Here is a 25,574-nt window from a genome sequence, read left to right as displayed (position 1 = left end):
ACCTCCCCAGCTTATTTGGAAATTATATCACTAACCTGCATAGGAGATCCAGAACTTGTCATTCGGGGAAGAATATCTCTGTATGATCATTATGCCAATGATCTTTCCAAGGTGTACAACTTTCACCTTAGCCTTTGCGAAGCACTTTTCATTCGAAGTTATGGGTATGAACTGTTTATGAGAAAACCCTCAGCGATGTTCAAGAAGATGTGAAAAGCTTTGAGCCGTCCCAGATGATTTCTTTTGGTTTTGGCATTAGGTTGTAGTCGGAAGCCATCGCGTACCCATAGGCACCGACATCGCAGATGACTACCAACTCTCCTTCCCTTGGTCTTGGCATTGTGTAGGACTTTCTGAAGGTGTCTGCACTTTCACAGATTGGTCCAACGACATCGGCTTTTATTTTTTCTCTTCCTTTTGTTTCATAAAGAGGTAGGATCTTGTGTTTTGCACCGTACAGGGCAGGCCTTATGAGATGGTTCATTCCTGTATCGAGCATGACGAAGGTCTTAAAAGGTGTCCTTTTGACGTATTCAACCTTTGAAACCAAATAGGCAGCAGGCGCCACGATCCATCTACCAAGCTCTAATACGATCTTACTGTTGAGCTCTTTCAAAATGGGGAATATCTTCTCTCTGTACTCCTGTAAGCTCATCGCTTTACCGTTGCCGTAATCAATGCCCCAGCCACCACCGAGGTTGAGAACTTCAAAGTTCAAGCCCACCGACTTCGCAAAATACTTGATCGAAACCACAGCCTCAAGATAAGGCTCTACCTCCGTGATCTGTGACCCAATGTGACAATGTAGTCCTATCAGTTCGAGATTCTTGTTAGAATTAATTCGTTTGATCATCTCATGTGCGGTATCGAAATCAACACCAAATTTGTTTTCTTTCAAACCTGTTGCAATATGAGGATGAGTTTTCGGATCTACATCTGGATTAACTCTTATTGAGACTCTCACCTGTCTTGAGGCTATCTTCTCAAGTCTCAGCAGTTCTTCATAGCTGTCGAGATTAATCGAATAAACACCGTCTTTCACGTATCTCTCGAGTTCAGATTCCTTCTTACAATTTCCATTCACGATTATTCTTTCTGGGCTGAAACCGACTGAGAGTGCCTGAAGGTATTCACCGAAGGAAACGACATCGACCATTGTACCCAATTTGTTCAGAAGAGATAAGAGATCTTTGTTGAAATTCGCCTTCATTGCATAAGCCAATCGGAAATCGAAGTCTTCGAAGAAACTTTGAACCGTCTCGACTCTTTGTGCGATGAAGGGCAGATCATAAACGTATATTGGTGTACCAAAAGCATTTGCTGCTTCAACGAGCAGATGATTTTCCATGCTCACTCCTCCTAAGATGTGGGTGTGAACACTGTAGATCTTATCATCGCTTTGAGTTGGGAAGCGGCAACTTTTTGTTGCGATTTATCGATTTTTGTGACAATTTTTCCGTCTTCCATGACTATGATGGTGCTGCCAAATTGTTCAGCCAAGGTCATGTCATGCGTTATCATGATGATAGTCGTACCCATCTGTTTGTTTATTCTTTCGGTTAGATCCATTATCCTTTCGGTACTCTTTGGATCGAGAGCCGCGGTGTGTTCATCTAACAGAAGAAGTCTTGGGTCGGAAGAAACTGCCATGACAATTGCGAGAGCCTGCTTTTGGCCACCGGAGAGCTTTGAAGCCTTTCTTTTCAAATCTCTTTCGAGCCCCATACAAGTTGAAGCTAATAGTTCAAGACTTTTCTTATCAACTCTACCAAAACTCAGTCCTCTCAAACCCTTTTTTCGAGCCAACATGAGATTTTCTTCAATAGAAAGGTTTGGAAAGACACCTTGATTGGGATCTTGACAGACTATACTTGTCCTTTTGAAGACCTTTTCTGATTTGATCTCACAGCCAAAGAGCTTACAACTTCCTTCGACTGGTTTCACCTCGCCTACGAGCAATTTCAGCAAAGTCGATTTACCAGCGCCATTTGAACCAACGATGACAGCAAATTCACCTTCGTTGATTCGTAATGTTAGATCTCTCAAGGCTACTTTCTCGTCTAAGCTCCCTTTGTTGTAGATTACGGTGACACTGTCGATCTCTATCATACTGGCACCTCGCTTTTCTTGAATCTTCTGGCTGCGATCACTGCAACTACAAAGAGTGCTGTTAAGAGCTTCATATCACTCGGCTTGAAACCAATTCGGTAACCATACTTCATAGCAAAGGTGAGTAAGAACTGATAAACGAGAGCACCTATTATTGGAAAGATCACACCGTACATCAGCTCAAATCTTCCGAAGATTATTTCACCGAGTATCACCGAGGCAAGGCAGATCACAACGGTGCCTATGCCCATATTCACATCGGCAAAGCCACTGTACATTGAAAACAAGGCTCCAGACAGCCCAGCAAAAACGTTGCACAAGATCAAGCCTGTGTAGGCGAACAGATTTGGATTAACACCCAAGACTCTCACCGCAAAACGATTTCTTCCATAGCCTCTAAGCATTGTGCCGAATTCCGTTCTCAAGAAAAGCCATACCAACAATGCGGCAAAACTTACAACTGCGGCAATGAGGATCAGATCATGGCCATCTGCTGTGTTTGTAAAAGGTATCTTCACTGCACGCATTCCTGAGGCTTCAAAGGTTGTTTGCCCCACATCGCCGAGCAGGTCATCCAGAGGAGTCTTGCCAACGATCTGTTCATAACTTGTGATCTTACCCGTATCAAATCTCGGCACTGGTAAATTCGGTGCATTCATTATTCTGATGCTCAAAGAGTACAATGCGGTCATGACCATGATAGATGCAAGGAGCGAGTTGATTTTGAATCTCGTAGTTATGAATGCGACAACTGCACCAGCTGCACCAGCCGCAAGAGCAGCCATCAGTGTGGAAAAGCCCCACCCATAGCCGGAATGAAGGAGGACGACCGCGACGGCTCCTCCCAATACATAGGAACCGTCGGGCGTCAGATCAGGAAGATCAACGAGGCGGAATGATATATAAACACCCATGGCGGCCAGAGCCAGCAATAATCCTTGTTCAATCACTGGAATCATTTTGCCACCTCTTGTCCGTCTCTCACAACGATATCGGCTCTATCAACGAGATCTGCTGGAATTTCCACACCAAGTTGTTTTGCTATATCGAGGTTTATGTAGAGGACTAATGAATCTGGTCCAACTACGTGTGATTCGAGATCGCTTGGTTTTGCTCCTTTCAGGAGCTCCACCAAGAGCTGTCCGGTTTCAACACCCACTTGGAAGTAATTGAAACCAAACCCGACTACTCCACCACCGCGCGCGATGTCTATATCAGCAGCGACGATGGGTTTTTTCAACCTCAGAGCCGCGTTACCGATCGCTTCTATCGAAGAAGCTGCTGTGTTATCGGTACCGATGTATAGAACATCCACGCTTGGGCCAATACTGTTCAAAGCAGTGATCATTTCGCTTGGAGAAGTGCCTGGAATTTCCGCTATCGTCATTTCGAGAGATGGTGCAGCCGATTTGGCTATGTTGTTCAAAGTGACAGAGTTAGCTTCTCCTGGGTTGAAGATTACGCCAACTTTTTTGGCGTTTGGAAAGATTTTCTTGATCAACCTCAGTTGTGTTGCCACAGGTACCATGTCAGAGACGCCAACCACATTTGTCGTGTTCTTACCCAGCTGCTTGATCAATCCTGCTCCAACTGGATCTGTTACAGCTGAGAAGATCACCGGTCTGTCGGTTATCGCTTGGACGCAAGCTTGAGCCGATGGGGTTGCGATCGCTACCACTATGTCTACCTTCTCTGTTGCAAACTTCTTAGCAATTGCCACAGCATTCTGCATACTTCCCTGTGCGTTCTGTCTGTCGATGAGTACATCTTGACCAACTTTGAATCCAGCATCTTCAAGGACCTTAACGATTCCATCAAAAACGGCGTTGAGCGCGGGATGGTCTACGATCTGCGTGATACCAACTCTTACTGCACCAAGAGTGATGACACAAAGAACCAGAGTCACGGCGGTTATTAACCTTTTCATACCAACACCCCCAAAAATGAGTTTTTAAAAAAAGAGGGCATCCTTTTTGGATGCCCTCTTCCTCTTTACCCTATGATTCCCCTGTTTATGTACCAAGTGGTATTAGGGGAACCTTGGAAGAGGGCATTCCCCTAAACCACCAATAAGCGTATGCGAATTGCGCCACCTTTTGATCAAAATCCAATTTCTTCAACATCAAAGGTCCTCCAGATAGATTTTATTACCCACATTATATCAGAGAACCATCATGCGTGTCAAGGGGAAAAATAACTCTTGCATTGGCGTGGCTGGTATGGTAAAATTCACAATGAGGGTGCGTAGCTCAGTGGAAGAGCGCTTCCTTGACGAGGAAGAGGCCGTAGGTTCAATCCCTGCCGCACCCACCAAAGAGGGGTCCTCAAGGGACCCCTTATTATTTCATGGGGAGGAACAGATGATGGATAGACTTGATTTTTCCATAAAACTTGCCAGAAAGGTCGGTTTGTACTTAATGCAGTACTGGGGAAATGCACTGAATGTGAGTGAGAAGACCTCTTTTCAAGATCTTGTTACTGATTGTGACAGATATGCACAACAGATGATCGTTCAGGAGATTAGAAAACATTTTCCATCTGATGCGATCTTGGCAGAAGAAGGACTTTTCGAAAAGGGCGAAAAGATGTGGATCATAGACCCAATAGATGGTACTATGAACTACGTTCATGGGCTCCCGTCTTTTGCTGTGGGAATTGCCTATGTTGAAAGAGAAAGCGTGATCTTGGGCGTTGCACACGATCCGCTGTTGAACGAGACCTATTATGCGTTAAAAGGTAATGGTGCTTACCTCGACGGTGAGAGAATAAGCGTTTCAAAGACTCCAAAACTCAAAGACAGTATAGGAAATGTTGGCTTCTACGTTGGTTTCACAGGACCTTTCATAGATGCAGTTGAAAAGAAGGTCAGAAGAATGAGAATGACTGGTAGTGCTATATTAGCAGGCGCATATGTTGCCTGTGGAAGGTTTGATTTTTTTGTGGCGAAAAGGGCTAATCCTTGGGATGTGGCACCACTGTTCGTCATAGTTCCTGAAGCAGGAGGCTTCATTACAGATCTCAAGGGAAAACAGGCAACTATCGAGAGCGGTAACTATCTGTTCAGTAACAAACTACTTCACAACGAGTTGATAGAGATAATGAGTCAAATTAAGGGAAGCCAATGACGATGAAATACGATTTCGGATGTCTGAGCAGATATGAGACGAAGAGACTCGCTCTTGTAGTGGCAAAGGAGTTGAAACCACCGCAGATCCTCCTTCTTTATGGACAACTCGGATCGGGTAAAACTTTCTTCGTGCGTGCGATGGCTCGAGAATTTGGAATAGATGAATCACAAGTTACCAGTCCAACTTTTTCGTTGATCAACATCTATAAAGGAACAACGACTGTTTATCACGTGGATCTGTATCGGTTGGATAAAGTGGAAGAGGAATTTTCAATGGACCTTGAAGAGATCGTCGAAAGAAGAGATGGGATATTAGTGGTAGAATGGGCAGACAGATTCGAAGGTTTTTGGCCAAAAGGTTGTTTGAAGATCCTCTTTGAATTCTGCAAGAATGGAAGAATAGTTCAAATGGAATCTCAAGACGACTTGATCGAAAAGATCATCACGAGGTGGTCGAATGAAAAAGAAATTCGAAAAGCTTGAGAAACTTGCAAAGGAAACCTTTCAAAGTCCTGAGTTACCCAGAGAACTTCCTTTAATACATCTGCGGAACGGAATGATCGTCTTTCCGCAGACTGTGGTACCGGTTCATGTCGCGCGAGAAAAGACTTTAATGGCTCTCGAACAATCGATAGATTCGTACAGCCAATTGATCTTCGTCACGAGCCAAAAGGACCCTTCTGTTGAAGAGCCATCTTTTGAAGAACTCTATCAGATTGGCACAATTTCAAGAGTTCTTCAAGTTGCACAACTTCCCGATGGCACTTTCAGAGTCTTGCTCGAAGGCATAGAACGAGCGAGGGCATACGAGATAATCAAAGAAGAACCGTTCATTGCAAGAGTGGAAGTTCTCAGAAGTAGTTACAAGAGAACTAAAAAGATGGAAGCACTCATGCGAACTGTTACTGAGAATTTCACCAAGTATGCCTTGTACACTCAGAGATATCCGCAGGAGACTTTAACTGCTCTTTCTGAAGCTGCTGAACCAAGCAGACTTGCAGATTTCATCGCATCACTGCTACCTATCTCCTTTCAACAGCGTCAAGCTCTGCTCGAGGAATTACACCCAAGCAGGAGGCTTGAAATGTTACTTGAGATTCTCACACACGAAAATGAAATTCTCGAGATAGAAAGACAGCTCGATACAAAGGTCAAAAAAAGAATCGAGGAAAGCCAAAAAGAGTTTTTCCTCAGAGAGAAATTAAAAGCAATCAGTGAAGAACTTGGAGAGAAAAACTCTGAGACAGCTCAAATTCGTGCAACAGTTGAAAATTTGCAGTTACCAGATTATGTGAAAAGAAAGGCCATCACCGAGATTGAAAGATTTGAAAAGATGTCGCCATACTCTGCAGAAGCTACTGTTGTGAGAACTTACTTGGATTGGTTGGTCGGACTGCCGTGGAATAACTCGACGCAAGACAGAGAAGATATGATGCAAGCCAAGAAGATCTTAGAGGCAAGTCATTATGGGCTTGAAGAAGCAAAGGAAAGAATTCTCGAGTTTCTTGCAGTAAGAAAGCGAAGCAAATCTGTGAGAGCTCCCATACTCTGTTTGGTTGGTCCACCCGGTGTGGGGAAGACATCTCTCGCAAAGGCTGTCGCACAAGCACTCGATAGGAAATTCGCTCACATGTCACTTGGAGGCTTGAGGGATGAGGCAGAGATCAAGGGTCACAGAAGGACCTATGTTGGAGCGATGCCAGGAAGAGTTCTTCAGTTGATGAGGAATGTTCAGAGTAAAAATCCCGTGCTCTTGTTAGATGAGATCGATAAACTGGCAGTGAGTTTTCAGGGAGATCCAGCCGCAGCTCTCCTTGAGGTGCTCGATCCAGAACAAAACAAAGAATTTGTTGATCATTATGTTGAAGTACCTTTTGATCTGTCAAATGTCTTGTTCATAACTACTGCAAATGTCACACACACCATACCACCGGCGTTGCTCGATAGAATGGAGATCATATGGCTCGAAGGATACACAGAGCATGAGAAACTCGCCATAGCGAAGTACTATGTTATTCCCAAACTTATGTCGGAATTCGCACTTGATCATGGTCAGTTCAAAATATCAGAAGGTGCGATTCGAAAGATAATTCAGTCTTACACAAGAGAAGCAGGAGTAAGACAATTAACAAGATCTCTTCAGAGATTGATGAGAAAGGTTGTCCTCAAGCTGGAAGAGGGTGCAGATTCCGTAAGGGTAGGAGTTAAAGAGATTGAAGACTATCTTGGACCAGAAACAGTTCAAAACGATGTCATACTCTCAAGAAACGAGGTTGGTGCAGCACATGGACTTGCCTGGACAGAGTACGGCGGAACTGTTATGATCGTCGAAACACTCATGATGCCGGGCAAAGGCGAATTGATTCTGACTGGAAGACTTGGAGAGATCATGAAAGAATCTGCGAGGATCGCACTGAGTGTTGCGAGATCTTACTGTGGTGAAAAGTGCAAGGATATCTTTCAGCAGAGCGATATACACATCAATCTTCCGGAAGGCGCCGTTCCAAAGGATGGACCTTCTGCTGGTGTAACGATGACCGTTGCGATGATTTCCTCGGCACTCAAAAGAAAGGTGAGAAATGACGTCGCAATGACCGGCGAGATAACCTTGAGAGGCAAAGTTCTCGCCGTTGGAGGTATAAAAGAAAAAGTGCTTGCAGCTCACAGATACGGGATAAACAAAGTTCTGCTTCCAAAATCTAATGAACGAGATCTCTCAAAGTTACCACCTCAAGTCAAAGAAAAGATTCAATTCATCTTCATAGAAACGATAGATCAGGCAGTGGAGCAGGCATGTTTGTGAAGGACGTTGAATTCGTCGTAAGTGCTTATGATGAAAAGCACTTTCCAAAACCACTGGATGGTGAAGTCTGTTTTGTTGGCAGATCCAACGTAGGAAAATCAACCCTGCTAAACGTATTATTTGGCAGAAGAATTGCAAGAGTGAGCAAAACACCAGGCAAGACAAAGTCGATCAATTTTTATCTGGTGAACAAAAGGTTCTATTTTGTAGATCTGCCAGGTTATGGATATGCTAAACGATCGAAGCATGAGATAGATCAATGGAGAGATCTGATTGAAAGATATTTTAAATACAGAAAAACACAAATTAAGCTCTGTGTACTCTTGATTGATAGTAGACTTTCTCCACAAGAAAGTGATACAATGTTCGTTGAGTGGAGTCGATACTTTGGAACGCCAATTGTTGTTGTTCTGAGTAAGGTGGACAAAATAAAAAAATCTGAGTTCGCAAAGAGAATAGAGGTGGTTGGCGAACATTTGGGAGTAGAAGCGATTGGTTATTCAGCCATCACCAAACTTGGAGTAGATAAAATAGTACAGAAGATAGAGCGGGCACTTAGCTGAATTAGCCGGGGTGCAATCTCAAAGAGCGAAGCGGGGGAGCGAAGAGTACCGAAGAGCGGAGTACAACTCTGAGACATAGGGGGGATTGTCGTGAAAAAGCTGTGGAAAATATTGATTCTCACCGGAAGCTTCCTCGCACTGTTGGTTTCTGCAGTTGGAAATATAGAGTGGTGGTGATAGGACCTGGTTGTCACCCCGGCTCCAGAGCGGAGTGAAAAGAGATGATGTCAAAACCTGTGAAGTTGTATATTTGCATTCTTTTTGGCTTTTACTTAGGCTTTCTTGGTTTTGCACTGAAAGGGTTTGGACAAATTGGTTCTTTGTTTTTGGTTTTCTTGCTTTTAGGTTTTGCATTCGAGTTAGTAGGTTTTACCATATCGAGGCTGAGTAACGGAGTCATTAGGCTCACGGGAGGACTTGTAGCGAACATCCTCGCTGCAACTTTAATACCGACCGGTCAAGCCATCTTGATTTCATCATTAACTGTCATCACCTCTGGTCTTCTGTTCGTTAGAAACAAAGATCCTTACAAGTATCTGTTCAATATCTCTCAGATTGGTCTGTCAACTGGCATTGTGTCTGAGACATTCAAAATCCTGTCGACCAACTCTGCAGCACGGGACATGTGGGTTGTACTTCTGGTTGCTCTACTGTATATGTTTTTGAATTCCTTCTTTTTCACTGTGGTCTTATCCCTGTCGGTACCTCAATCCTTTGGAAAGACTTTCTTGATGACGGTGAGAGTACCATTCATTGGAGCCTTTCTCACGTTGCCGATAGTCGTCCTTGGTTACGTACTGTATGTCTATGTTGGACTGGTCGTTATACCAGTCATTTTCGGCGCCTTTCTTGCCATTCAACTTGGCAACCTGTACAGAAGCGAGTACCAACAATCAAAACTTGAGAATTTGAAATTGCTCGTCAAAAGCCTCGAATTAAAAGATTCCTACACAAGCGGTCACAGTGAAAGAGCTGCTCAGTTGTCTTACATGATAGCGAAAAGACTCGGGTTGCCTGAAAAGATGTGCAGCAGAATCAAAACAGCTTGTTTGCTACACGATGTCGGTAAGATTGGTGTTCCAGATTACATCCTCAACAAACCAGAGAAACTTTCTAACGCAGAGTTTGAGTTCATAAAAAGTCATTCTACTAAATCTGAGGAGCTGCTGAAGACAGTCAGTATCTTCAAGAGTAAAGAGGCAAAGTGGGTCAGGCATCATCACGAGCGGTGGGATGGCTTGGGGTATCCAGACGGTTTAAAAGGCGAGGAAATTCCACTGCCATCGAGAATAATAGCTGCGGCAGATATATACGAGGCTCTCACGAGTGCAAGACCTTACCGAGAGGCATTTGGAAAGGCGCAGGCAATAGAGATAATAAATGAGATGGCTGGTACTGTTTTGGATCCACAGATCGCGCAGATACTCATTCAAATAGTCACAAATGGTCAGTTCGGTGTCTAAAAAGCGAGAGGATTAGCATCACTTCTCCCACTCCTATTCCCAAAGCCCTTGCAATCTCTTGCTCGGTTTTCCCTTCTTGGTACATCAACAATATCTTCCTTTCGACCGATGAACTTGAACTCTCTGCCGAATTGATCACGACTTCTTCTTTGTCAATCACAGCTTCTTTTTTCATTTTTGCGGGCTCTTGGTATTCTTCTGCATCAACCACGACTGATTGAGGCTCATCTGAAGATGCTATCTTTTCCGCAATCTTTGTTTCTTGAATACAAAGCGAAGCGTAGAGATTGTTAGCCTCCTTGATCAATTTTCTCAGTTCTTCTATTTTTTTGTCGAGCATCTGCAACCTGACAGATGAGATCTGTCTGAACTGTCCCATCAACTCGACGATCCTTTCTTCAAAGTTCTCATACTCCTCATCTTTGGGAGACGTGCGTCCCATCTTTGAGAGGAAAAGTCCCCACGCGAAAGCCACTGTGCCGAGGCTACTAAGAAAGACTACCCAAGAGAAAAAATCTGACAGCACGAACACCTCCAGTCTCAGTTTATTGTATATCAATTTTCTGAGTGGTGAAGACTGGAAAGAAGAGATTCAAATTCAGACTAATTTGGTATAATTAGGAAAACGAACATAGGAGGTGTTGCTATGGAGTACAGAAAAGTTGGCAAATGGGGTTTGAGAATCAGTGAGCTGTCTTTGGGTTCGTGGATAACCTTTGGTACTCAGCTTGATTTTGAAGCTGCAAAGAACTTGGTGAAAAGGGCTGTGCAAAGTGGGATTAACTTTATCGACACCGCGGAGGTTTATGCAAATGGAATGGCAGAGTCGATGCTTGGCGAGATCATTAAAGCTTACAGAAGATCTGATTTGGTGATTTCTACGAAGATCTTTTGGGGTGGAAACGGTCCGAACGATAAAGGTCTGTCAAGAAAACATTTGCTTGAAGGCACATGGGCATCGCTGAAAAGACTTCAGCTTGATTATGTTGATCTTCTGTATTGTCACAGACCCGATCCTGAGGTACCTATGGAAGAAGTTGTTTGGACGATGGATCAGATCGTCAGAAGCGGGTTAGCGCTTTACTGGGGCACGTCTGAGTGGAGTGCCGAAGAACTCGAGAATGCTCACAAAACAGCAAAAGAATTGGGTTGCATACCTCCTGTTGTTGAACAACCACAGTACAACATGTTGGTGAGAGAAAGAGTTGAAAAAGAATATGTGCCAATTTATGAAAAATACGGAATGGGTCTGACGACCTTCAGCCCGCTTGCCTCAGGACTTCTCAGTGGAAAGTATCTGCAAGGAATACCCGAAGGTTCAAGATTGGCAAAGTATGAATGGTTGAAAAAGAGATTTGAAGAGACAGGATTGCTGAGCGAGAAAACCTTTACAAAACTGTTGAATCTCAAAAAGATAGCAGACAGACTCGAATGCACTCTGTCGCAACTTGCAATAGCGTGGATATTGAAAAATCCACATGTATCGAGTGTGATACTGGGCGTGTCGAAGATAGAACAGTTCGAGGAGAATGTCAAAGCCGTTGAAGTGAAGCAGAAGCTTTCAGACGAGATTATGGGTGAGATTGAGAATATTCTCATCAGCTGATCTGTCTTGTTTACCAAACACGTTAGAGGCAGTATCAAAGGTTAGAAAGCTGGGCAACTCTCTAAATCTGTGCAGATGAGAAAAATAAAAAAGGCTGAGCACCAATCTTTGGTGCAGCCTTTGTACAGCTTGATTTGACCGCACAAAGATAAAGACGAGGCTGTTATTACGTCAGATCATACACCCTTCAAAATCTGAAATTTCCTATGGGCGGGGGGTTGGTATTGTGATACTCTTTCTTCAGTGAAACCCCAAGAAAGATCGATCCAACACAGAGAGTCAAAGTGTTATAATAAAACAGAAGGCGTAGAGATGTTTGCGAATTCATGGAGAAGCGAGTTGGTAAGGCAGATACTTCTGACAGGTCAGTATGACAAAGATATCCTCGAAGCCTTTGAAAAAGTTCCGCGAGAGATCTTCTGTGAATACGATTACCCACCCGAGGTACTCTACTCAGACGACGTTGTCGTGACTTCAAAGGATAAAGAAGATCAGAGCACATCCAGTCAACCATCTTTGATGGCGCTCTTTATGAAAGTTGTCGATCTTCGGAAAGATATGAAGGTCTTAGAGATTGGCTCGGGCACGGGGTACAACGCGTGTGTCATGGCTCAAGTCGTTGGTGAGAATGGGTTGATAGTCGGCTTAGAGTACAACAAGAAGTTCTCTGAAGCTGCAATGTTAGCCGTTCATAAGCTCGGTGTGAAGAATGTGGTCTTTCTCAATGAAGATGGTGCAGTTGGATGTGAAGAGTTTTCACCTTACGATGCGATAGTTGTAACCGTTGCTGTAGACGTCATCCCACTTACGTGGTTAAGGCAGCTCAAAGACGGTGGTAGAATAATAGCACCCATAGATATAGCTTGTGTTAATTCTCAACCAGCTATTCTTTTTGAGAGATCTTCGGGGTTTGTCCATGCAAGCGAAGTTATTGAGACCCGCTTCTTAAAAGCGAAGGGTTTACTTGGACAATTGAATCAGAAGAATCTTGAAAGATTGTCAGCTTTGTATCCAAAAGGTTTTTCTGGATCTGTTCGGGTGCGTGATTTCTTTGAAGCAGAGATCTTCAGGATACTGCATCTGACATGTTGGTCGCTTTGTAAGAAAGAACAAAAGATCTATCACGTCGAAGAAAACGGATATGCTGTTTACAATGGTGAGTGGGAACTGTTCGGAGCCGTTGAGAAATTGCCAAAAGTCTTGGAAAGATGGAAAGAGCTTGGGTTTGCTGACCTTAGGAATCTTCAGATCACTTACGATGAATCAATGAACTTTCTGCAGATGAATTCAATAAGAAGGGGGAGATAGGCTATGATCAAGAAGATAGGTCTTGTGCTCACACTCTTTGGAGTCACATCTTTTGCTGGCTATGCATACTTCATGAACAACGCTGTGCTCGAAATACCAGAAAGTTATATTTCCTTCTCGGTCGGTGATGTGGACAGAGTAGTTCTGAGTATCTACGAATTGAAGGAAGATCCGGTAGTGGTTCTCTCAAATAGAAGCTATTCTTACAAAGAGTTGAGGGGAAAGATCGGTAGAAGAGTCTTTTACAGAATTTATGAGGTAACTGGTAAGTGGCAAAGATTTTCGACAAACTTCAACAAAGTGGGCTTTTATTATGCAGTACTAACAAGCAGAGATCAGACGCAAGTTTTTGATTCAACAGTTTTTCTGGTGACAGACATAGGACTGGTCTTCTTCGCAGATGCAGGAAAGACAGTTTTGTGCACAATGAAAACAACCTCCGAAATCCTTCCACGGGCTGAAGTTTTTTTGATAAGAGATGGGGAAGTTTTCTTAAAAGCAGAAACCGATGATCAAGGATTACTGGAGGTCGAAGAAGACTTCGACAGTGTAATAGTAAAGAAGGAAAATTCTTACACAGTGAGTGAGCTGCACAGACCTTACTACACCGAAAGTTCCGATAGAAAGTTGTTCTTGGTAACTGACAGACCAATTTATAAACCAAAGGATACTGTGAACTTCAAGGGACAACTTCTTAAAAGGGATAAGGATCTTTACACAGCACTCGGTACATCTAAGGTAGAGGTGGTTGTATCAGATCCAAAAGATAACCAGATATATGAAAAGACACTCAACACAGACGAGCTCGGTGGCTTTTGGGACTCTCTCAAGCTTGCGGAGACAGCCGCAGTTGGAGTCTACCGTATAAAGGTATTTCACGAAGGCAATTACTTTTACGACAGTTTCCTTGTAGAGGAGTACAGAAAGCCTGAGTATAAAGTTGAGATTGAAACTCAGAAAGAGGAATACATCGCAGGCGAGAATCTACAGGCAACTGTGAGGGTGAAGTATTTCAACGAACAGCCGGTGGCTGCCGCCAGCGTTGCTTTTTATGTTCATGCATATCCTGAAGATGGTCGAGAGAGTTTTCTTGTCTTTCGGGGATACGAGATAGCCAATGAAGATGGTGAGGTCACCGTATCTGTGAAGGTTGAGGAAGGCTTCCAAGGACGGTATTCGATTCAAGCGATCGTCACCGACGAAAGTCAAAGGCAGATCGAGCAAGAAAAGATGGTCTACATTCATGCAGACAACGTGAAAATAACTGTGGACAACGATTATATCTTCACAAAACCAGGCGAAAGACTTGCGATAAAAGTGAAGGTAACAGATCTTACTGACCAACCACTGAGCGGGGAAATGAAAGTCAAGTTTGGCGAAGAAGTCAAGACGGTAGAAATCATCGACGGTCATGGTCTGATAGAACTCACACCGAGATTGATTGGTAGTTACAGAACTGAACTGAGTTTCAGAAAAGCAAAGAAAAGCATTTACATTCATTCATATTCTTGGGTGCATGGGTACACCGTTTCCGAGTTTGCACTGCTCACCGATAAGCAGAGTTACAGAGTCAACGAGCAGATCTCTGTAGAGATATTCACTCCACAGAAGACCGTTGGTGTAGTTGCGTTGGTTGGTGATCGAATCTATGCGGTAAAGGTTGTTGTAGTTCAGGGGCATGATACTGTCAGCATAACTGTACCATCTGACGCAGTGGAGAGAAATCTCTTCATCATCTTTGCTGGTTATTCAAATGGAAAGAAACTATCAGACTCAAAGAAATTCAAGATAGAACGAGAGTTGAATGTACGGAAGCTTCAAATTCATTTTGATAAAGAGACCTATGAACCAGGAGAAGATGCAAGAGTGGTGATCAAAGCAGATGAAGACTTCTCTTTCTCTCTGGCAATCGTAGATGAAGCGATTTACTCGATGCTGGGTAGAAAGCCGATTTCTGTCGAGGAAGAGATATATCCAGAAAATGAATACCCTGAAGTCTCTTGGGAGTTTGCACATTCGTGGTTTTATCTAAGCGAAAAGAATGTATTGTATGCGACTATGCCTGAGGTAAAAACCTTTGAGAATTACAAAGCAGCGGCTGTACAAGCACGGATAAACGTCAGAGAATACTTCCCAGACACAGCTCTTTGGGTGCCGAATTTGAGAGTAGAAAACGGTACAGCGACGATCAGATTCAAGGTACCTGACAGCATAACGACCTTTATTGCGACCGGTTATGGGTTCTCAAAGAGGCAGATTGCTCAGGCAGATGGGAAATTTGTTGTCACACGAGATTTTTATGTAAGACCGATACTGCCTTCCTTCTTCAGAGAAGGAGATATCATTCAAATAGGCTCAATGGTTTTCAACCAAAGCTCAGAAGCCTTAGAAACAAAACTTTGGATAGAACTGCCAAATTCAATTGAGCTCATTCCAACTGGTTTGCCACCACTCGATACTTTCAGCGGACTGCCTTTGGAAGATCAAGTTGAAGGTGAATTTGTCATTCAGCCAAAAGATTTCGCTTCATCTCGGTGGTTGGTTCATGCGAAAAATGAGTCTGATCCGGCTACCATAACGATCTTTGCAACAACGAACACGGGCTTGTCAGACGCGGTGGCATTGAATGTGCCTGTAAGACCGTTCGCATTCGAAAGGGAATTTTATGCACTTGAGTTCTTAAACGGTCGAAAGACGTTAAATCTGCCGGAAGGTCAGTACAAAGAGGCGAAGGTCACCGTCTATTCAAGTATAGTACCGCTGGTTGAAAAATCTATAAGAAAGTTGATAGCATACCCGTATGGTTGCACAGAACAGACGATGAGCAGTTTCTTCCCAGCGATCGTTGCAACTCAAATGGGTCTGAAAATAGAAGATCTCGATGATATAGTTCGTAAAGGCTTGATGAGGCTTTACAAATACCAACACTACGACGGAGGTTGGGGTTGGTGGCAGACCGATCAAAGCAGCGATTTCATGACTTGTTATGTTATGGAAGGTTTATATTATGCTAAGAAGGCTGGGTTTGATGTCGCTGAATCTGTTATAGAATCTGGGCTCGAGTATTTGAAGACAAATCTTTCTGCTCACGGTTCATACATCTTGGATCTTTATGGTGTAGAGCACAAAGAATACGATGTACAGAAGAACACAGATTGGGTGTATCTATCACTTTCATCAAGAGAAGCCTTGGAGAACGCAGTGGCTTTGGTTAAGCAAACTGGAAACCTTGCTTTCATAGATGTTCAAGATGACTACTTGGTCACCGATGTACAGCTGAGTTCTGTATTATTAAGATCGCTCGCAAAATGGGGAACTTACAAAGAGCTTCAATCAAAATTGATCAACTATTTGATGAGCAAGAAAGATGGTCACATGTGGTACTCGACGAAGGACACAGCTTTTGCGGTCTTAGCTCTGCTTGAGGTTCTGCCAAAGATCGATGAACCCAAAGTTTTGGTTAGTAACAACGGTAGAACAGTTCAACTGGTCGGAGAAGGTCAGATCGAGATCGATAGAGCTAACCTTACTCTGGATGGAAGTGGGCTTGTAGAAGTTCACGTAATCTATTACGAAAGACCCACTGCGGAGGTCAGCGAAGGACTAAAGATCAGAAGAAGTTTCTACAAAAGATTCGAGATACCTGTGATTGACCAAAAAACCGTTGTTGATGCCTTTGTACCGATCTCTCAACACTATCTTCCAGTTTCGATGAGAACTCTGAACGAACTTGAATCAAAAGAACTTTATCTGAGAAAGTACGAAAACGGTGATTACACATACAAAGACACCAAGATGCGGATAGAAGATACAAAATTAATCATTAGTAATGTTGCTTACGACTTTGAGCGTCTTGAAACCCTCAACGGGTTGATACTGATCATCTTGCGCGGTGGCGGTGCCATGGTGTATGACACTGTTACAAAGACGGCAAAGAGCTACTTTGAAGTACTCGACGCATCTCTGACTGACAAAGGTATCGTCTATCTGAAAGATGGAAAGTTATGGATGAATGAAACCCCTGCAGCCGAGATTCCACATGGCGTTACTGGACTGTCTTGCAGTCGTTTTGAAATACTCCTCAGAACGGAGGATAGAACTTACTGGTACACAAAAGGCGGCTTTGTCGAGCTTCCGTTTGTTGCGGTTCGTGTCCTTGAATGGGATGGTAGCAGATTAGTGGCAGACAAAGGCTTCTATTTCTCTGGCAATGACTCATGGACTACAAACTTGCCGTGCGAGGTGATCTTTAGAGAGGAAACGTGGCCTATTTCGATTAGTGCTGGAGACATAATAAAGACCAAGATAGATTTCGAATCTGGAACAGGTGGCTATCTTGTTGCGGAAGATTACTTTCCTTCGTGCGCACAGATTTTGGACAGATACAGAGAAAAAGGGTTACAGAGCTATTCGAAGTTCGATTACATGTGGTACAGAACATGGGGTCGATGGTTCACAGCAACTGAGGTGCACGAAGATAGAATAGCGTTTTTTGTGCTTGATTATTCTTCGAATACTTTGAGTTACGTGTGGAGGGCTACTCTGAATGGAAGATATCAGCTTCTCCCAGCGAGGGCTTACTCGATGTATCACAAAGGTCTTTATGCTCATTCAGCTGTTGACGTGCTTGACATCGGCGTATGGTTTGAGGTTGAGAAGTCTAAGTGAGGTTTTGAAGGTTTATGATCTTTCTCTCAATCAGTTGTACAGGATAGCTGATCTGCTGCAGATTCAAGTGGATTTTGATGTGCTTTTGGTTGAGACAGAGTCTATATATGAATTTCATACCCTGACTGGGAAACCATACCACGTTGGTGGGATCTATGTCGATGGTGTGATCATGACTCAGCCTTTTGACGTACTTGAGAAAAAGGGTGTACTTGAGCAGACAATTGTACACGAGATGCTTCATTACCTTATTCAGAAGAGTTTTACTATGCCAAGATGGTTTGAAGAAGGGCTCATTCTATATCTGACGGGCACAAGAGTAGAGGAGTTGAAAGGAGAACACAGAGATTATTTGGAAAGGTTCATGCGGGAGGTCAGTTATGAAGATATTCCCAATCTTGTGTCTTGCTATCGCAACGGTAATTTCATTAATGCTGATCTTGGACCTTAGTTTTCGAGTGGATCTTGAGTTGAGTCTCGAGCCCATCAGGAGCACGCAGAACCTGTTTCTCAAAGGAAAGATAGCCGCAGCACGTGTCTATTCAAACAGGAGCTATCAGATAACTGAGGAAGGCTTGTATCTACCACGTGTGAAACCTGCAGAAAGGATAGAACTGTACTTTGAGAGCAAAGGGTTTTTGAAGAAGACAAAATCGATTAGGTTTGTAGTCAAAGCAGATCTTTCAGATTTTGATCAAGATGGTTACCCAGATCTCTTAGTGCTCGATGAAGAAGATGCGGCAAGATTCAGAAATTGGTTTATCTGGATTGGCATGAGTGCTTTCAAGAACGACTCGTTGCTCTGGAATGAAGAAGAGAGAGATTGTTCAGGTTTTGTTCGTTACTGTGCACGAGAGGCTTTGAGAAAGCATGACAGTGCTTGGCTAATGCAAACAGGATATATTGGTCCCATCTTTGAAGACGTGCAGAGGTACAATTATCCAAACGTGCCAGTATTGGGAAAGAAGATCTTCAGGGTGAAGAGAGGTCCTTTCACAGATATCTCTGAGTTCAGTACCTTTGCCACAGCCAGGATCTTGTACGAGAACTCAATGAGGTTTGTGGCTAAGGATGTGAAGGTTGCAAAACCTGCAGACATAATGGTGTTTTTTCACCCCGAGGACTTTGAGTATCCATACCATTTGATGGTTTATCTGGGTGATCTGGGCAAGAGCGATAATGAAAGCTGGGTCTTCTACCACACAGGACCCATTGGCGAAGGTTCTGGCGAGTTGAGATTTGTAAGATTCAGTGAGTTGATGAACTTTGATCCATCTTGGATGCCAAGTGTACAAAACAAATATTTCTTAGGGTTCTACAGATTCAAATTCCTGCCCTGAGGATTTTCGAAAGTTCATTGGAAGTTAATCATCGCATGATTGTTTTTAACTCAAAAGATATTTGCAAAACATAGAATCTTATGGGTGTCTTTTGTGAGTATACCTCTGATGGTGCTCATAGCAGTCTTTACACTTATTGCGATCAGAAGAATTGGGAAGGTAACCTTCAAGATCTGGCAGGTAATGACAGCCGCTGCCTTGTTCTTGATTTTGACAAGGCAGATAACCTTGAAGGATGCTTTGTTGTCGATAAATTTCGATGTGATACTCTTTCTCATAGGTATGTTCATCATTGGGGAAGCGATGAGAGAAAGCGGGTATCTTTATTATCTCTCATACTTGGTCTTCAGAAGAACAAAGAATTCGTCCAGCTTGCTTTTGCTCGTAATAATTGTGAGTGGCTTTTTCTCGGCGCTGTTGATGAACGACACCGTAGCAGTCGTTGGAACACCTCTGATGATCTATCTTGCATCAAAACACAAGATAAATCCAAAAGCTTTATTGCTTGCCTTGGCTTTTGGTGTCACAATTGGTAGTGTTACAAGCCCGATTGGTAATCCTCAAAATCTTCTCATTGCGCTTGGTAGCCAAATGAAGAACCCTTTTGTGGTCTTCGCCAAGTATCTCTTCATTCCAACAGTTCTGAACATGATCTTGACTTACTTTGTTATCAAGATCTTCTACAAGAGTTCTTTCAACGATGAAAGAATCGAGCACTCGCCGGTAGATTTGACCGATCTCAAGCTGTCTGGGATTTCAAAGCTCTCGCTGATCTTGCTCTTGGCATTGATAGGTATAAGGATCTTTAGTGCCCTCCTTGGTCGTGAGTCTTTAGAACTGAGCTACATTTCAACCATAGCAGCGCTGCCAGTTGTTGTGCTGAGCAAGAAAAGATTCAAACTGCTGAAATCAATTGACTGGGCGACGATAGTCTTCTTTATATCGATGTTTATCACAATGCAAGCTGTCTGGAATTGTGGATTTTTCCAGCGATATGTTTCCTTTATGAATTTCTCAAGTATTCCGCAGGTATTGCTCGTCAGTGTTGGTGTGAGTCAATTCATATCAAATGTTCCATTTGTCGCTCTGTTTCTCACGTTTTTTAAAGATGCTAACAACTTGCTTCTCTGCGCACTCGCCGCTGGTAGTACTATAGCGGGAAATCTCACCATTCTTGGTGCTGCAAGCAATGTAATAATCCTCCAAAACGCCGAGAAAGAGAACGTTCATTTAACCTTTGTTGAGTTTTTCAAGGTTGGTTCTGTAGTAACAATTGTGAATGTGCTTGTTTACTGGCTCTATCTGATAGTTTTTTGATTTCACCTCACTTCTTAGGAATTTCACCAATCATGTTGTATAATTCACTCGGTGAGTGATCGATATGGAAGATTTGGTTTTCTTTGAGCCGTCTGTTCTTTTGAGAGAATACACACTTTTGAAAGCTATCTTTTCTAATGGCTCTCTTTCTCAGCAAAAACTCTCTAAATTGGCAAAGATTGCACCATCGATGGTCAACAGATATCTTGCGCTTTTTGAGCAAAAAGGACTGATTGAAAAAATTGGTCCCAACAGAAGAAAGATGGAATACAGATTGACTCAGGATGGAATCTACAGACTCCAGTATTTGTCGGTTTCCTATCTGCGTGAAACAGCGAGGCTTTACTCAACTTCCAGGCTTGTCTTTGTTGAAGTTCTCGAGCAATTGTCTAAAGAGAGATTCAGAAAGATTGTTCTCTACGGTGCAGGCATAGTTGGTCAAACACTCTTAGATGTGTTGAGAACTGAAGGCATAGATGTACTATGCTTCGTCGATGATGATCCTTCGAAACACAACAAGAGTGTGAACGGTGTTGTTGTTTTATCTTCTGATAAGGTAAAGCTTCTTGATTACGACACCACTTTGATTGCTTCGTTCAGGCACGCAGAGAAGATAGCACAGAGGGCAAAGTCATTGGGTATGAAAAACATCTTCATCTTGATGATTCAAACGGATGGCAAGGTCTTTCTCCAGCGAAGGGAGTGAGAATATGAAAGTACCGCTCTTTGACATGACGAGGCAGTACGAACAATTGAAGCAAGAGATACTGCGGATCGTGGATGAAGTCTTGCAGTCTGGCAGGTTGATCATGGGTCCAAATGTAGAGGCTTTTGAAAGGGAAGTTGCCTCCTACTTAGGAGTGAAACACGCCATAGCTGTTGCAAATGGATCTGATGCACTTTATATAGCGGCAAAGGCAGTTGGCATAAAAGAAAATGACTTTGTCATTACGACTGGTTTCAGTTTTTTTGCAACGGCGAGCTGCATAACTCGCAACGGTGCCACACCCATCTTTGTAGATGTTGACCCAGTGAGCTTCAACATCGATCTTGATCAAGTTGAGCAGTTGCTGAGAACTCATCCACAGAGAGACAAAGTTAAAGCATTAATACCGGTTCATCTCTTTGGTAGAACCGTTGATCTGGAAAGACTCGAAAGGATCAGAAGAGATTTTGGTGTGAAATTGATCGAAGACTGCGCTCAATCGATAGGTTCCATCTGGTATTTCTCGGACGGAGTTATCAAGAAAAGCGGTTCAATAGGCGATGTTTCGATACTTTCATTCTTTCCAACGAAGAACCTTGGTGCTTATGGTGATGGCGGAATGATACTCACAAACAGTGATTCAATAGCAGATTTCTGCAGAATCTTCAGAGTGCATGGGGCTCGAAAGAAATATTTCCATGAGATCGAGGGTGTGAACAGCAGACTCGATGAACTTCAAGCTGCCATTTTAAGGGTTAAATTGAAGTATCTTGATGATTATCACAGAAAGAGAATTGATGTGGCAAAGACTTACAACGAGCTTCTTGGTCCGCTCAGTCCTCGTTTTATAGATATTCCAACGGTCCACGATGATTTCCGGTGCATCTTTCATCAGTACGTCATAAGAGTGAAAAATGGGCAAAGAGATTCTTTGAAGGATTTCTTGAAAGAAAAAGGTATTGAAACGGCGATTTACTATCCACTCGGGTTACACAAGCAAAAGTGTTTCTCACGCTTTGGTGTTCAAAGTCTTAAAAACACTGAGTCTCTATCTGAGGAAGTTCTTGCATTACCAATATTTCCTGAAATAAGCAATCAAGAGGTGGCTTACGTAGCCGAAAGTATCAAAAAATATTTCAAGGAGGCGATAGAATGCTGAAAGAAAAGATACTCAACAAGACCGCAGTTGTTGGTGTGATAGGTTTGGGATATGTTGGTCTACCGCTTGCAGTTGAAAAGGCAAAGGCAGGGTTCACAGTTATTGGTTTTGACATTCAAAAAAAGAGGGTTGATATGGTCAACAAAGGAGAAAACTATATTGGAGACGTTGTCACAGAGGATCTTCAGGATTTGCTCAAAAAGGGAAAAATTTTCGCGACTAACGACTTTGATAAATTGAAAGACTGTGATGTTGCCACGATATGTGTGCCCACACCACTTGACAAATTCAAGCAGCCAGATCTGACATACGTTGTCAATACCGCAAAAGATATAGCAAAAAGGTTGCACAGAGAAATGTTGGTTGTACTCGAATCGACCACTTACCCAGGTACGACCGAAGAGGTTGTCTTACCCATACTCGAATCAACAGGTTTGAAGTGCGAAGAAGATTTTTACCTGGCTTTCAGTCCAGAAAGAGTAGATCCAGGCAATCTCGTCTACAAAACGAAAAACACGCCGAAGGTAGTCGGTGGTGTTGGTAAGAAATCAACAGAGGTGGCAAGAATGCTGTACGAAAGTGTACTCGAGGCGCCAGTCTTTGTAGTCTCCTCGCCGAAGGAGGCTGAGATGTCCAAGATCTTGGAGAATACCTTTAGGATAGTCAACATAGCTTTGATAAACGAGATGGCAATTGTTGCAGAAAAGATGGGTATAAAAATATGGGAGGTCATCGAAGCCGCTTCGACTAAACCTTTTGGATTCATGCCGTTTTACCCAGGACCAGGAGTTGGAGGTCACTGTATACCCATTGATCCTTTCTACTTGACTTACAAAGCGCGTGAATATGACTACCACACAAGACTCATAGAACTTGCTGGGGAGATAAACGATTACATGCCGCAGTATGTTGTCCAAAGGGCTATGCAACTACTCAACGAAAGGAAAAAATGTTTGAACGGTGCAAAGGTACTCATGATGGGTATAGCTTACAAAGGTGATATAGATGACGTGAGAGAGTCACCCGCACTAAAGGTGCTGGAACATCTTGAAAAGAACAAAGCCAATGTCTTGGTGGTTGATCCCTATGTTGAAAAATTCACTTTTATGGGAGAAGAGAGAAAGACTGAGAAATTGACTCAAGAACTCTGTAAAGATGCAGACATAGTGATAATAACAACTGCACACAAGAAGAGAATAGATTACAAAATGGTTGTTGAAAACAGTCAACTGATCTTCGATACAAAGAACATTTTGAAAACCTTTGGCTTTTTTGGAGAGAATATAGTCGTACTTTGATATATTTGAGATGGGGGTGGTCTTGTGAGTTGGTTTGTGTTGGGATTGAGTTCGGGAATCGGTTCCATCTTGCTCGCTCTTGGATTGTACGCTTATGTTCTGAGAAAGGATCCGGGCACTGAGAAGATGAAAGAGATAGCTTCGGCGATCAGAGAAGGTGCACTCGCCTATCTGAGAAGACAGAACAAAACATTGGCGATTTTTGTGGCAATCATGGCTGTTGTGATTGGGTTGGTGAGTGGGTTCATAAAGGGTCCTTTGATTGGTCTGAGTATGGCATTTGCTTATGTGCTTGGATCGGTCTTTACGACCTTAGCTGCCTATCTTGGTATGAGGGCGGCTGTAGAAACAAATGTCAGAGTGGCAGCGGCAGCGCGTAGTGGTTTGAAATCTGCCTTTCCAGTTGCATTCTATGGCGGAGCTGTGATGGGGATGTTTGTGGTAGGTATTTCCCTTGTCGGTGTAGTAGTGCTTTTCTTCCTTTTCAAAATCGTATTTGGCTGGAGTGATTCAGACGCATCGAACATCGTGTTGGGCTTCAGCTTCGGTGCAAGCGCACTCGCTCTGTTTGCAAAGGCGGGTGGGGGTATATACACGAAAACTGCCGACATCAGTGCCGATTTGGTTGGTAAGGTTGAGCTCGGAATACCAGAGGACGATCCGAGAAACCCGGCGGTGATCGCTGACAATGTGGGTGACAACGTAGGTGATGTAGCAGGAATGGGAGCAGACCTCACAGACTCCTATATTGCGAGTGTAATAGCGGCTATGGTCATTGGTTCTGAGATAGGTGGAGGAGTTTTGACTACGATGCCGTTGCTGATAGCCGCGATGGGACTTTTTGCCTCTATGCTCGGTCTTGTCTTCGTGACAAGGAGTATCAAGAGAAGCCCGGGCAGGGCTCTGAATATGGGAACTTTCTCAACTTGTTTTATCTTCGTTTTCTTGCTCTTTCTCGTAACGAAGTTCTCGGGACTTGAAGGTTCGAAATGGCTTGGCATATTTCTTCCGACGATAGCGGGTCTTGGTGCCGGTGTGGCGATAGGTCTGACATCTGATTACTACACATCGATCGAGAAAAAACCCACCAAACTAGTTGCCGAGGCTTCTGTTACTGGAACAGCCATTAACATTCTGACTGGATTTTCATACGGTCTTGTGAGCGTTGTTCCACCAGTTTTGTGTATCTCTGCAGCAACGGTTGCCGCTTGGTACCTTGCAAAGGCATTTGGGATCGATCCTTTCTATGGGATAGCGAGCGCTGCCCTTGGAATGCTTTCAATAGTGGGCATGATCATCTCTGCCGATGCTTATGGTCCAATCTCTGACAATGCGAAAGGCGTTGCCGAGCAGTCTGGACTTGGTGACGATGTGATAGAGGTAACAGATATGCTCGATGCTGCGGGAAACACTTCAAAGGCTATAACCAAAGGCTTTGCAATTGGTTCAGCTGCTCTGACTGTCTTGGCTTTGTTTGCAGCTTACACTCATCTTGTGGACATACCTTCATTGGAGTTGATCTCTCCTCGTGTCATAGCCGGAATATTCATTGGTGCGATGATGCCACCGTTTCTCTCCGCCCTGTTGATCTTAGCTGTGGGAAGAAATTCACAGAGAATGGTAGATGAAATAAGAAGGCAATTCAGGGAAATCAAAGGACTGATCGAAGGCAAAGCCAAACCTGACTATGCAAGATGTGTTGATATAGCAACAGCAGGAGCACTGAAAGAGTTGATTCTTCCGGGTGTTTTGTCCATAGTGGCTCCTGCGCTTACACTGATTGTGCTTGGCAAAGAAGCCTTGGCTGGTTTTCTTGCAGGTAGCATAGTCACAGGTATTATCTTTGCGCTGTTCATGGCAAATGCAGGTGGTGCTTGGGACAACGCGAAGAAGTTTATCGAAGAAGGACACCACGGAGGTAAAGGTTCTGAAGCACACAAAGCTGCTGTTGTTGGTGATACAGTTGGAGATCCGTTCAAAGATACCGCTGGTCCTTCCTTGAACACTATGATAACTGTGATGTCTCTTGTAGCCGAAGTTTTTGCCCCGCTGATACTCTTAATCATCGCTTGAAGGGCGAGTTCTACTCGCCCTTTCTCACCCTTCA

General features: G+C 43.4%; 20 protein-coding genes and 1 tRNA gene. 16 read left to right on the top strand and 5 right to left on the bottom strand.

Translation table 11 applies throughout. From position 1 onward, the window contains the following. Positions 1–199: 199 nt before the first annotated feature. The 4 genes from lysA to ACSFC1_RS08770 are packed head-to-tail and all read right to left on the bottom strand — an operon-like array spanning position 200 to position 4,036. Entirely contained in the window at positions 200–1,348 is a 1,149-nt protein-coding gene (gene lysA, locus ACSFC1_RS08785) for a diaminopimelate decarboxylase (RefSeq protein ID WP_435565725.1), read from the bottom strand. An 11-nt stretch (positions 1,349–1,359) separates the two neighbouring features. Then, the gene (locus ACSFC1_RS08780) at positions 1,360–2,109 is read right to left on the bottom strand and encodes an ATP-binding cassette domain-containing protein (protein ID WP_435565724.1); all 750 of its coding nucleotides are present in this window, start codon (positions 2,107–2,109) and stop codon (positions 1,360–1,362) included. Continuing rightward, a complete protein-coding gene (locus ACSFC1_RS08775) occupies positions 2,106–3,068 on the bottom strand; it encodes an ABC transporter permease (RefSeq protein ID WP_435565723.1) in 963 nt (320 codons plus the stop codon). The genes ACSFC1_RS08780 and ACSFC1_RS08775 overlap by 4 nt, the downstream gene beginning before the upstream one ends. Next, positions 3,065–4,036, bottom strand: coding sequence for an ABC transporter substrate-binding protein (locus tag ACSFC1_RS08770; RefSeq protein ID WP_435565722.1), 972 nt, complete (start codon positions 4,034–4,036; stop codon positions 3,065–3,067). The genes ACSFC1_RS08775 and ACSFC1_RS08770 overlap by 4 nt, the downstream gene beginning before the upstream one ends. 311 nt (positions 4,037–4,347) lie before the next feature. On the opposite strand from ACSFC1_RS08770, the gene ACSFC1_RS08765 reads away from it, so the two are divergent. The 6 genes from ACSFC1_RS08765 (at position 4,348) to ACSFC1_RS08740 (ending at position 10,065) form a co-directional block, all read left to right on the top strand. Continuing rightward, positions 4,348–4,422: transfer RNA gene (locus ACSFC1_RS08765), tRNA-Val, on the top strand. Between the two features lie 50 nt (positions 4,423–4,472). Beyond that, on the top strand, positions 4,473–5,234 hold the full coding sequence (locus tag ACSFC1_RS08760; protein WP_435565721.1) for an inositol monophosphatase family protein: 762 nt from the start codon (positions 4,473–4,475) through the stop codon (positions 5,232–5,234). A 2-nt stretch (positions 5,235–5,236) separates the two neighbouring features. After that, on the top strand, positions 5,237–5,719 hold the full coding sequence (tsaE, locus tag ACSFC1_RS08755) for a tRNA (adenosine(37)-N6)-threonylcarbamoyltransferase complex ATPase subunit type 1 TsaE (RefSeq protein WP_435565720.1): 483 nt from the start codon (positions 5,237–5,239) through the stop codon (positions 5,717–5,719). Continuing rightward, a complete protein-coding gene (gene lon, locus ACSFC1_RS08750) occupies positions 5,694–8,039 on the top strand; it encodes an endopeptidase La (protein WP_435565719.1) in 2,346 nt (781 codons plus the stop codon). The genes tsaE and lon overlap by 26 nt, the downstream gene beginning before the upstream one ends. Beyond that, the gene (gene yihA, locus ACSFC1_RS08745) at positions 8,030–8,602 is read left to right on the top strand and encodes a ribosome biogenesis GTP-binding protein YihA/YsxC (RefSeq protein ID WP_435565718.1); all 573 of its coding nucleotides are present in this window, start codon (positions 8,030–8,032) and stop codon (positions 8,600–8,602) included. The genes lon and yihA overlap by 10 nt, the downstream gene beginning before the upstream one ends. A 221-nt stretch (positions 8,603–8,823) precedes the next feature. Then, positions 8,824–10,065: an HD-GYP domain-containing protein gene (locus ACSFC1_RS08740; RefSeq protein ID WP_435565717.1), complete on the top strand. Its 1,242-nt coding sequence runs from the start codon at positions 8,824–8,826 to the stop codon at positions 10,063–10,065. Here ACSFC1_RS08740 and ACSFC1_RS08735 read toward each other — a convergent pair. After that, positions 10,040–10,591, bottom strand: coding sequence for a DUF6115 domain-containing protein (locus ACSFC1_RS08735; protein WP_435565716.1), 552 nt, complete (start codon positions 10,589–10,591; stop codon positions 10,040–10,042). The two genes, ACSFC1_RS08740 and ACSFC1_RS08735, sit on opposite strands and share 26 nt — an antisense overlap. A gap of 120 nt (positions 10,592–10,711) precedes the next feature. Between ACSFC1_RS08735 and ACSFC1_RS08730 the strand changes: the two genes are divergently transcribed. The 10 genes from ACSFC1_RS08730 (at position 10,712) to ACSFC1_RS08685 (ending at position 25,540) form a co-directional block, all read left to right on the top strand. After that, a complete protein-coding gene (locus tag ACSFC1_RS08730; RefSeq protein WP_435565715.1) occupies positions 10,712–11,671 on the top strand; it encodes a potassium channel beta subunit family protein in 960 nt (319 codons plus the stop codon). A 312-nt stretch (positions 11,672–11,983) separates the two neighbouring features. Beyond that, positions 11,984–12,979 carry a protein-L-isoaspartate O-methyltransferase gene (locus ACSFC1_RS08725; RefSeq protein ID WP_435565714.1) on the top strand — a complete coding sequence of 332 codons (996 nt, stop codon included), beginning with the start codon at positions 11,984–11,986 and terminating at the stop codon, positions 12,977–12,979. A 3-nt stretch (positions 12,980–12,982) separates the two neighbouring features. Then, positions 12,983–17,647 carry an MG2 domain-containing protein gene (locus ACSFC1_RS08720; protein WP_435565713.1) on the top strand — a complete coding sequence of 1,555 codons (4,665 nt, stop codon included), beginning with the start codon at positions 12,983–12,985 and terminating at the stop codon, positions 17,645–17,647. A gap of 4 nt (positions 17,648–17,651) precedes the next feature. Beyond that, positions 17,652–18,098, top strand: coding sequence for a hypothetical protein (locus ACSFC1_RS08715; RefSeq protein ID WP_435565712.1), 447 nt, complete (start codon positions 17,652–17,654; stop codon positions 18,096–18,098). Next, complete coding sequence (locus ACSFC1_RS08710) at positions 18,028–18,987, top strand: DUF1175 domain-containing protein (protein ID WP_435565711.1); 960 nt, start codon at positions 18,028–18,030, stop codon at positions 18,985–18,987. The genes ACSFC1_RS08715 and ACSFC1_RS08710 overlap by 71 nt, the downstream gene beginning before the upstream one ends. Before the next feature lie 93 nt (positions 18,988–19,080). Continuing rightward, positions 19,081–20,304 carry an SLC13 family permease gene (locus ACSFC1_RS08705; protein WP_435565710.1) on the top strand — a complete coding sequence of 408 codons (1,224 nt, stop codon included), beginning with the start codon at positions 19,081–19,083 and terminating at the stop codon, positions 20,302–20,304. A gap of 64 nt (positions 20,305–20,368) precedes the next feature. Then, positions 20,369–21,010, top strand: coding sequence for a winged helix-turn-helix transcriptional regulator (locus ACSFC1_RS08700; RefSeq protein WP_435565709.1), 642 nt, complete (start codon positions 20,369–20,371; stop codon positions 21,008–21,010). Between the two features lie 4 nt (positions 21,011–21,014). Continuing rightward, positions 21,015–22,169 carry a DegT/DnrJ/EryC1/StrS family aminotransferase gene (locus ACSFC1_RS08695; protein ID WP_435565708.1) on the top strand — a complete coding sequence of 385 codons (1,155 nt, stop codon included), beginning with the start codon at positions 21,015–21,017 and terminating at the stop codon, positions 22,167–22,169. Next, positions 22,163–23,467 (top strand): nucleotide sugar dehydrogenase, encoded by a 1,305-nt coding sequence (locus ACSFC1_RS08690; protein ID WP_435565707.1) that lies wholly within the window; start codon positions 22,163–22,165, stop codon positions 23,465–23,467. Before ACSFC1_RS08695 ends, ACSFC1_RS08690 begins: the two co-directional genes overlap by 7 nt. A 24-nt stretch (positions 23,468–23,491) precedes the next feature. Beyond that, positions 23,492–25,540, top strand: a complete 2,049-nt coding sequence (locus tag ACSFC1_RS08685) for a sodium-translocating pyrophosphatase (protein WP_435565706.1) — start codon at positions 23,492–23,494, stop codon at positions 25,538–25,540. Positions 25,541–25,574: the final 34 nt, after the last annotated feature.

This window comes from Pseudothermotoga sp. U03pept, assembly GCF_051235805.1.
Classification (GTDB): Bacteria; Thermotogota; Thermotogae; order Thermotogales; family DSM-5069; genus Pseudothermotoga_B.
Note: the sequence above shows the minus strand (reverse complement) of the source record. Positions and strands in the feature narration are given on the sequence as shown.

Coding starts and splice junctions, on each gene's coding strand:
- lysA (WP_435565725.1), bottom strand. CDS start 1,348: ATGGAAAATCATCTGCTCGTTGAAGCAGCAAATGCTTTTGGTACACCA.
- ACSFC1_RS08780 (WP_435565724.1), bottom strand. CDS start 2,109: ATGATAGAGATCGACAGTGTCACCGTAATCTACAACAAAGGGAGCTTA.
- ACSFC1_RS08775 (WP_435565723.1), bottom strand. CDS start 3,068: ATGATTCCAGTGATTGAACAAGGATTATTGCTGGCTCTGGCCGCCATG.
- ACSFC1_RS08770 (WP_435565722.1), bottom strand. CDS start 4,036: ATGAAAAGGTTAATAACCGCCGTGACTCTGGTTCTTTGTGTCATCACT.
- ACSFC1_RS08760 (WP_435565721.1), top strand. CDS start 4,473: ATGGATAGACTTGATTTTTCCATAAAACTTGCCAGAAAGGTCGGTTTG.
- tsaE (WP_435565720.1), top strand. CDS start 5,237: ATGAAATACGATTTCGGATGTCTGAGCAGATATGAGACGAAGAGACTC.
- lon (WP_435565719.1), top strand. CDS start 5,694: ATGAAAAAGAAATTCGAAAAGCTTGAGAAACTTGCAAAGGAAACCTTT.
- yihA (WP_435565718.1), top strand. CDS start 8,030: ATGTTTGTGAAGGACGTTGAATTCGTCGTAAGTGCTTATGATGAAAAG.
- ACSFC1_RS08740 (WP_435565717.1), top strand. CDS start 8,824: ATGATGTCAAAACCTGTGAAGTTGTATATTTGCATTCTTTTTGGCTTT.
- ACSFC1_RS08730 (WP_435565715.1), top strand. CDS start 10,712: ATGGAGTACAGAAAAGTTGGCAAATGGGGTTTGAGAATCAGTGAGCTG.
- ACSFC1_RS08725 (WP_435565714.1), top strand. CDS start 11,984: ATGTTTGCGAATTCATGGAGAAGCGAGTTGGTAAGGCAGATACTTCTG.
- ACSFC1_RS08720 (WP_435565713.1), top strand. CDS start 12,983: ATGATCAAGAAGATAGGTCTTGTGCTCACACTCTTTGGAGTCACATCT.
- ACSFC1_RS08710 (WP_435565711.1), top strand. CDS start 18,028: ATGAAGATATTCCCAATCTTGTGTCTTGCTATCGCAACGGTAATTTCA.
- ACSFC1_RS08700 (WP_435565709.1), top strand. CDS start 20,369: ATGGAAGATTTGGTTTTCTTTGAGCCGTCTGTTCTTTTGAGAGAATAC.
- ACSFC1_RS08695 (WP_435565708.1), top strand. CDS start 21,015: ATGAAAGTACCGCTCTTTGACATGACGAGGCAGTACGAACAATTGAAG.
- ACSFC1_RS08690 (WP_435565707.1), top strand. CDS start 22,163: ATGCTGAAAGAAAAGATACTCAACAAGACCGCAGTTGTTGGTGTGATA.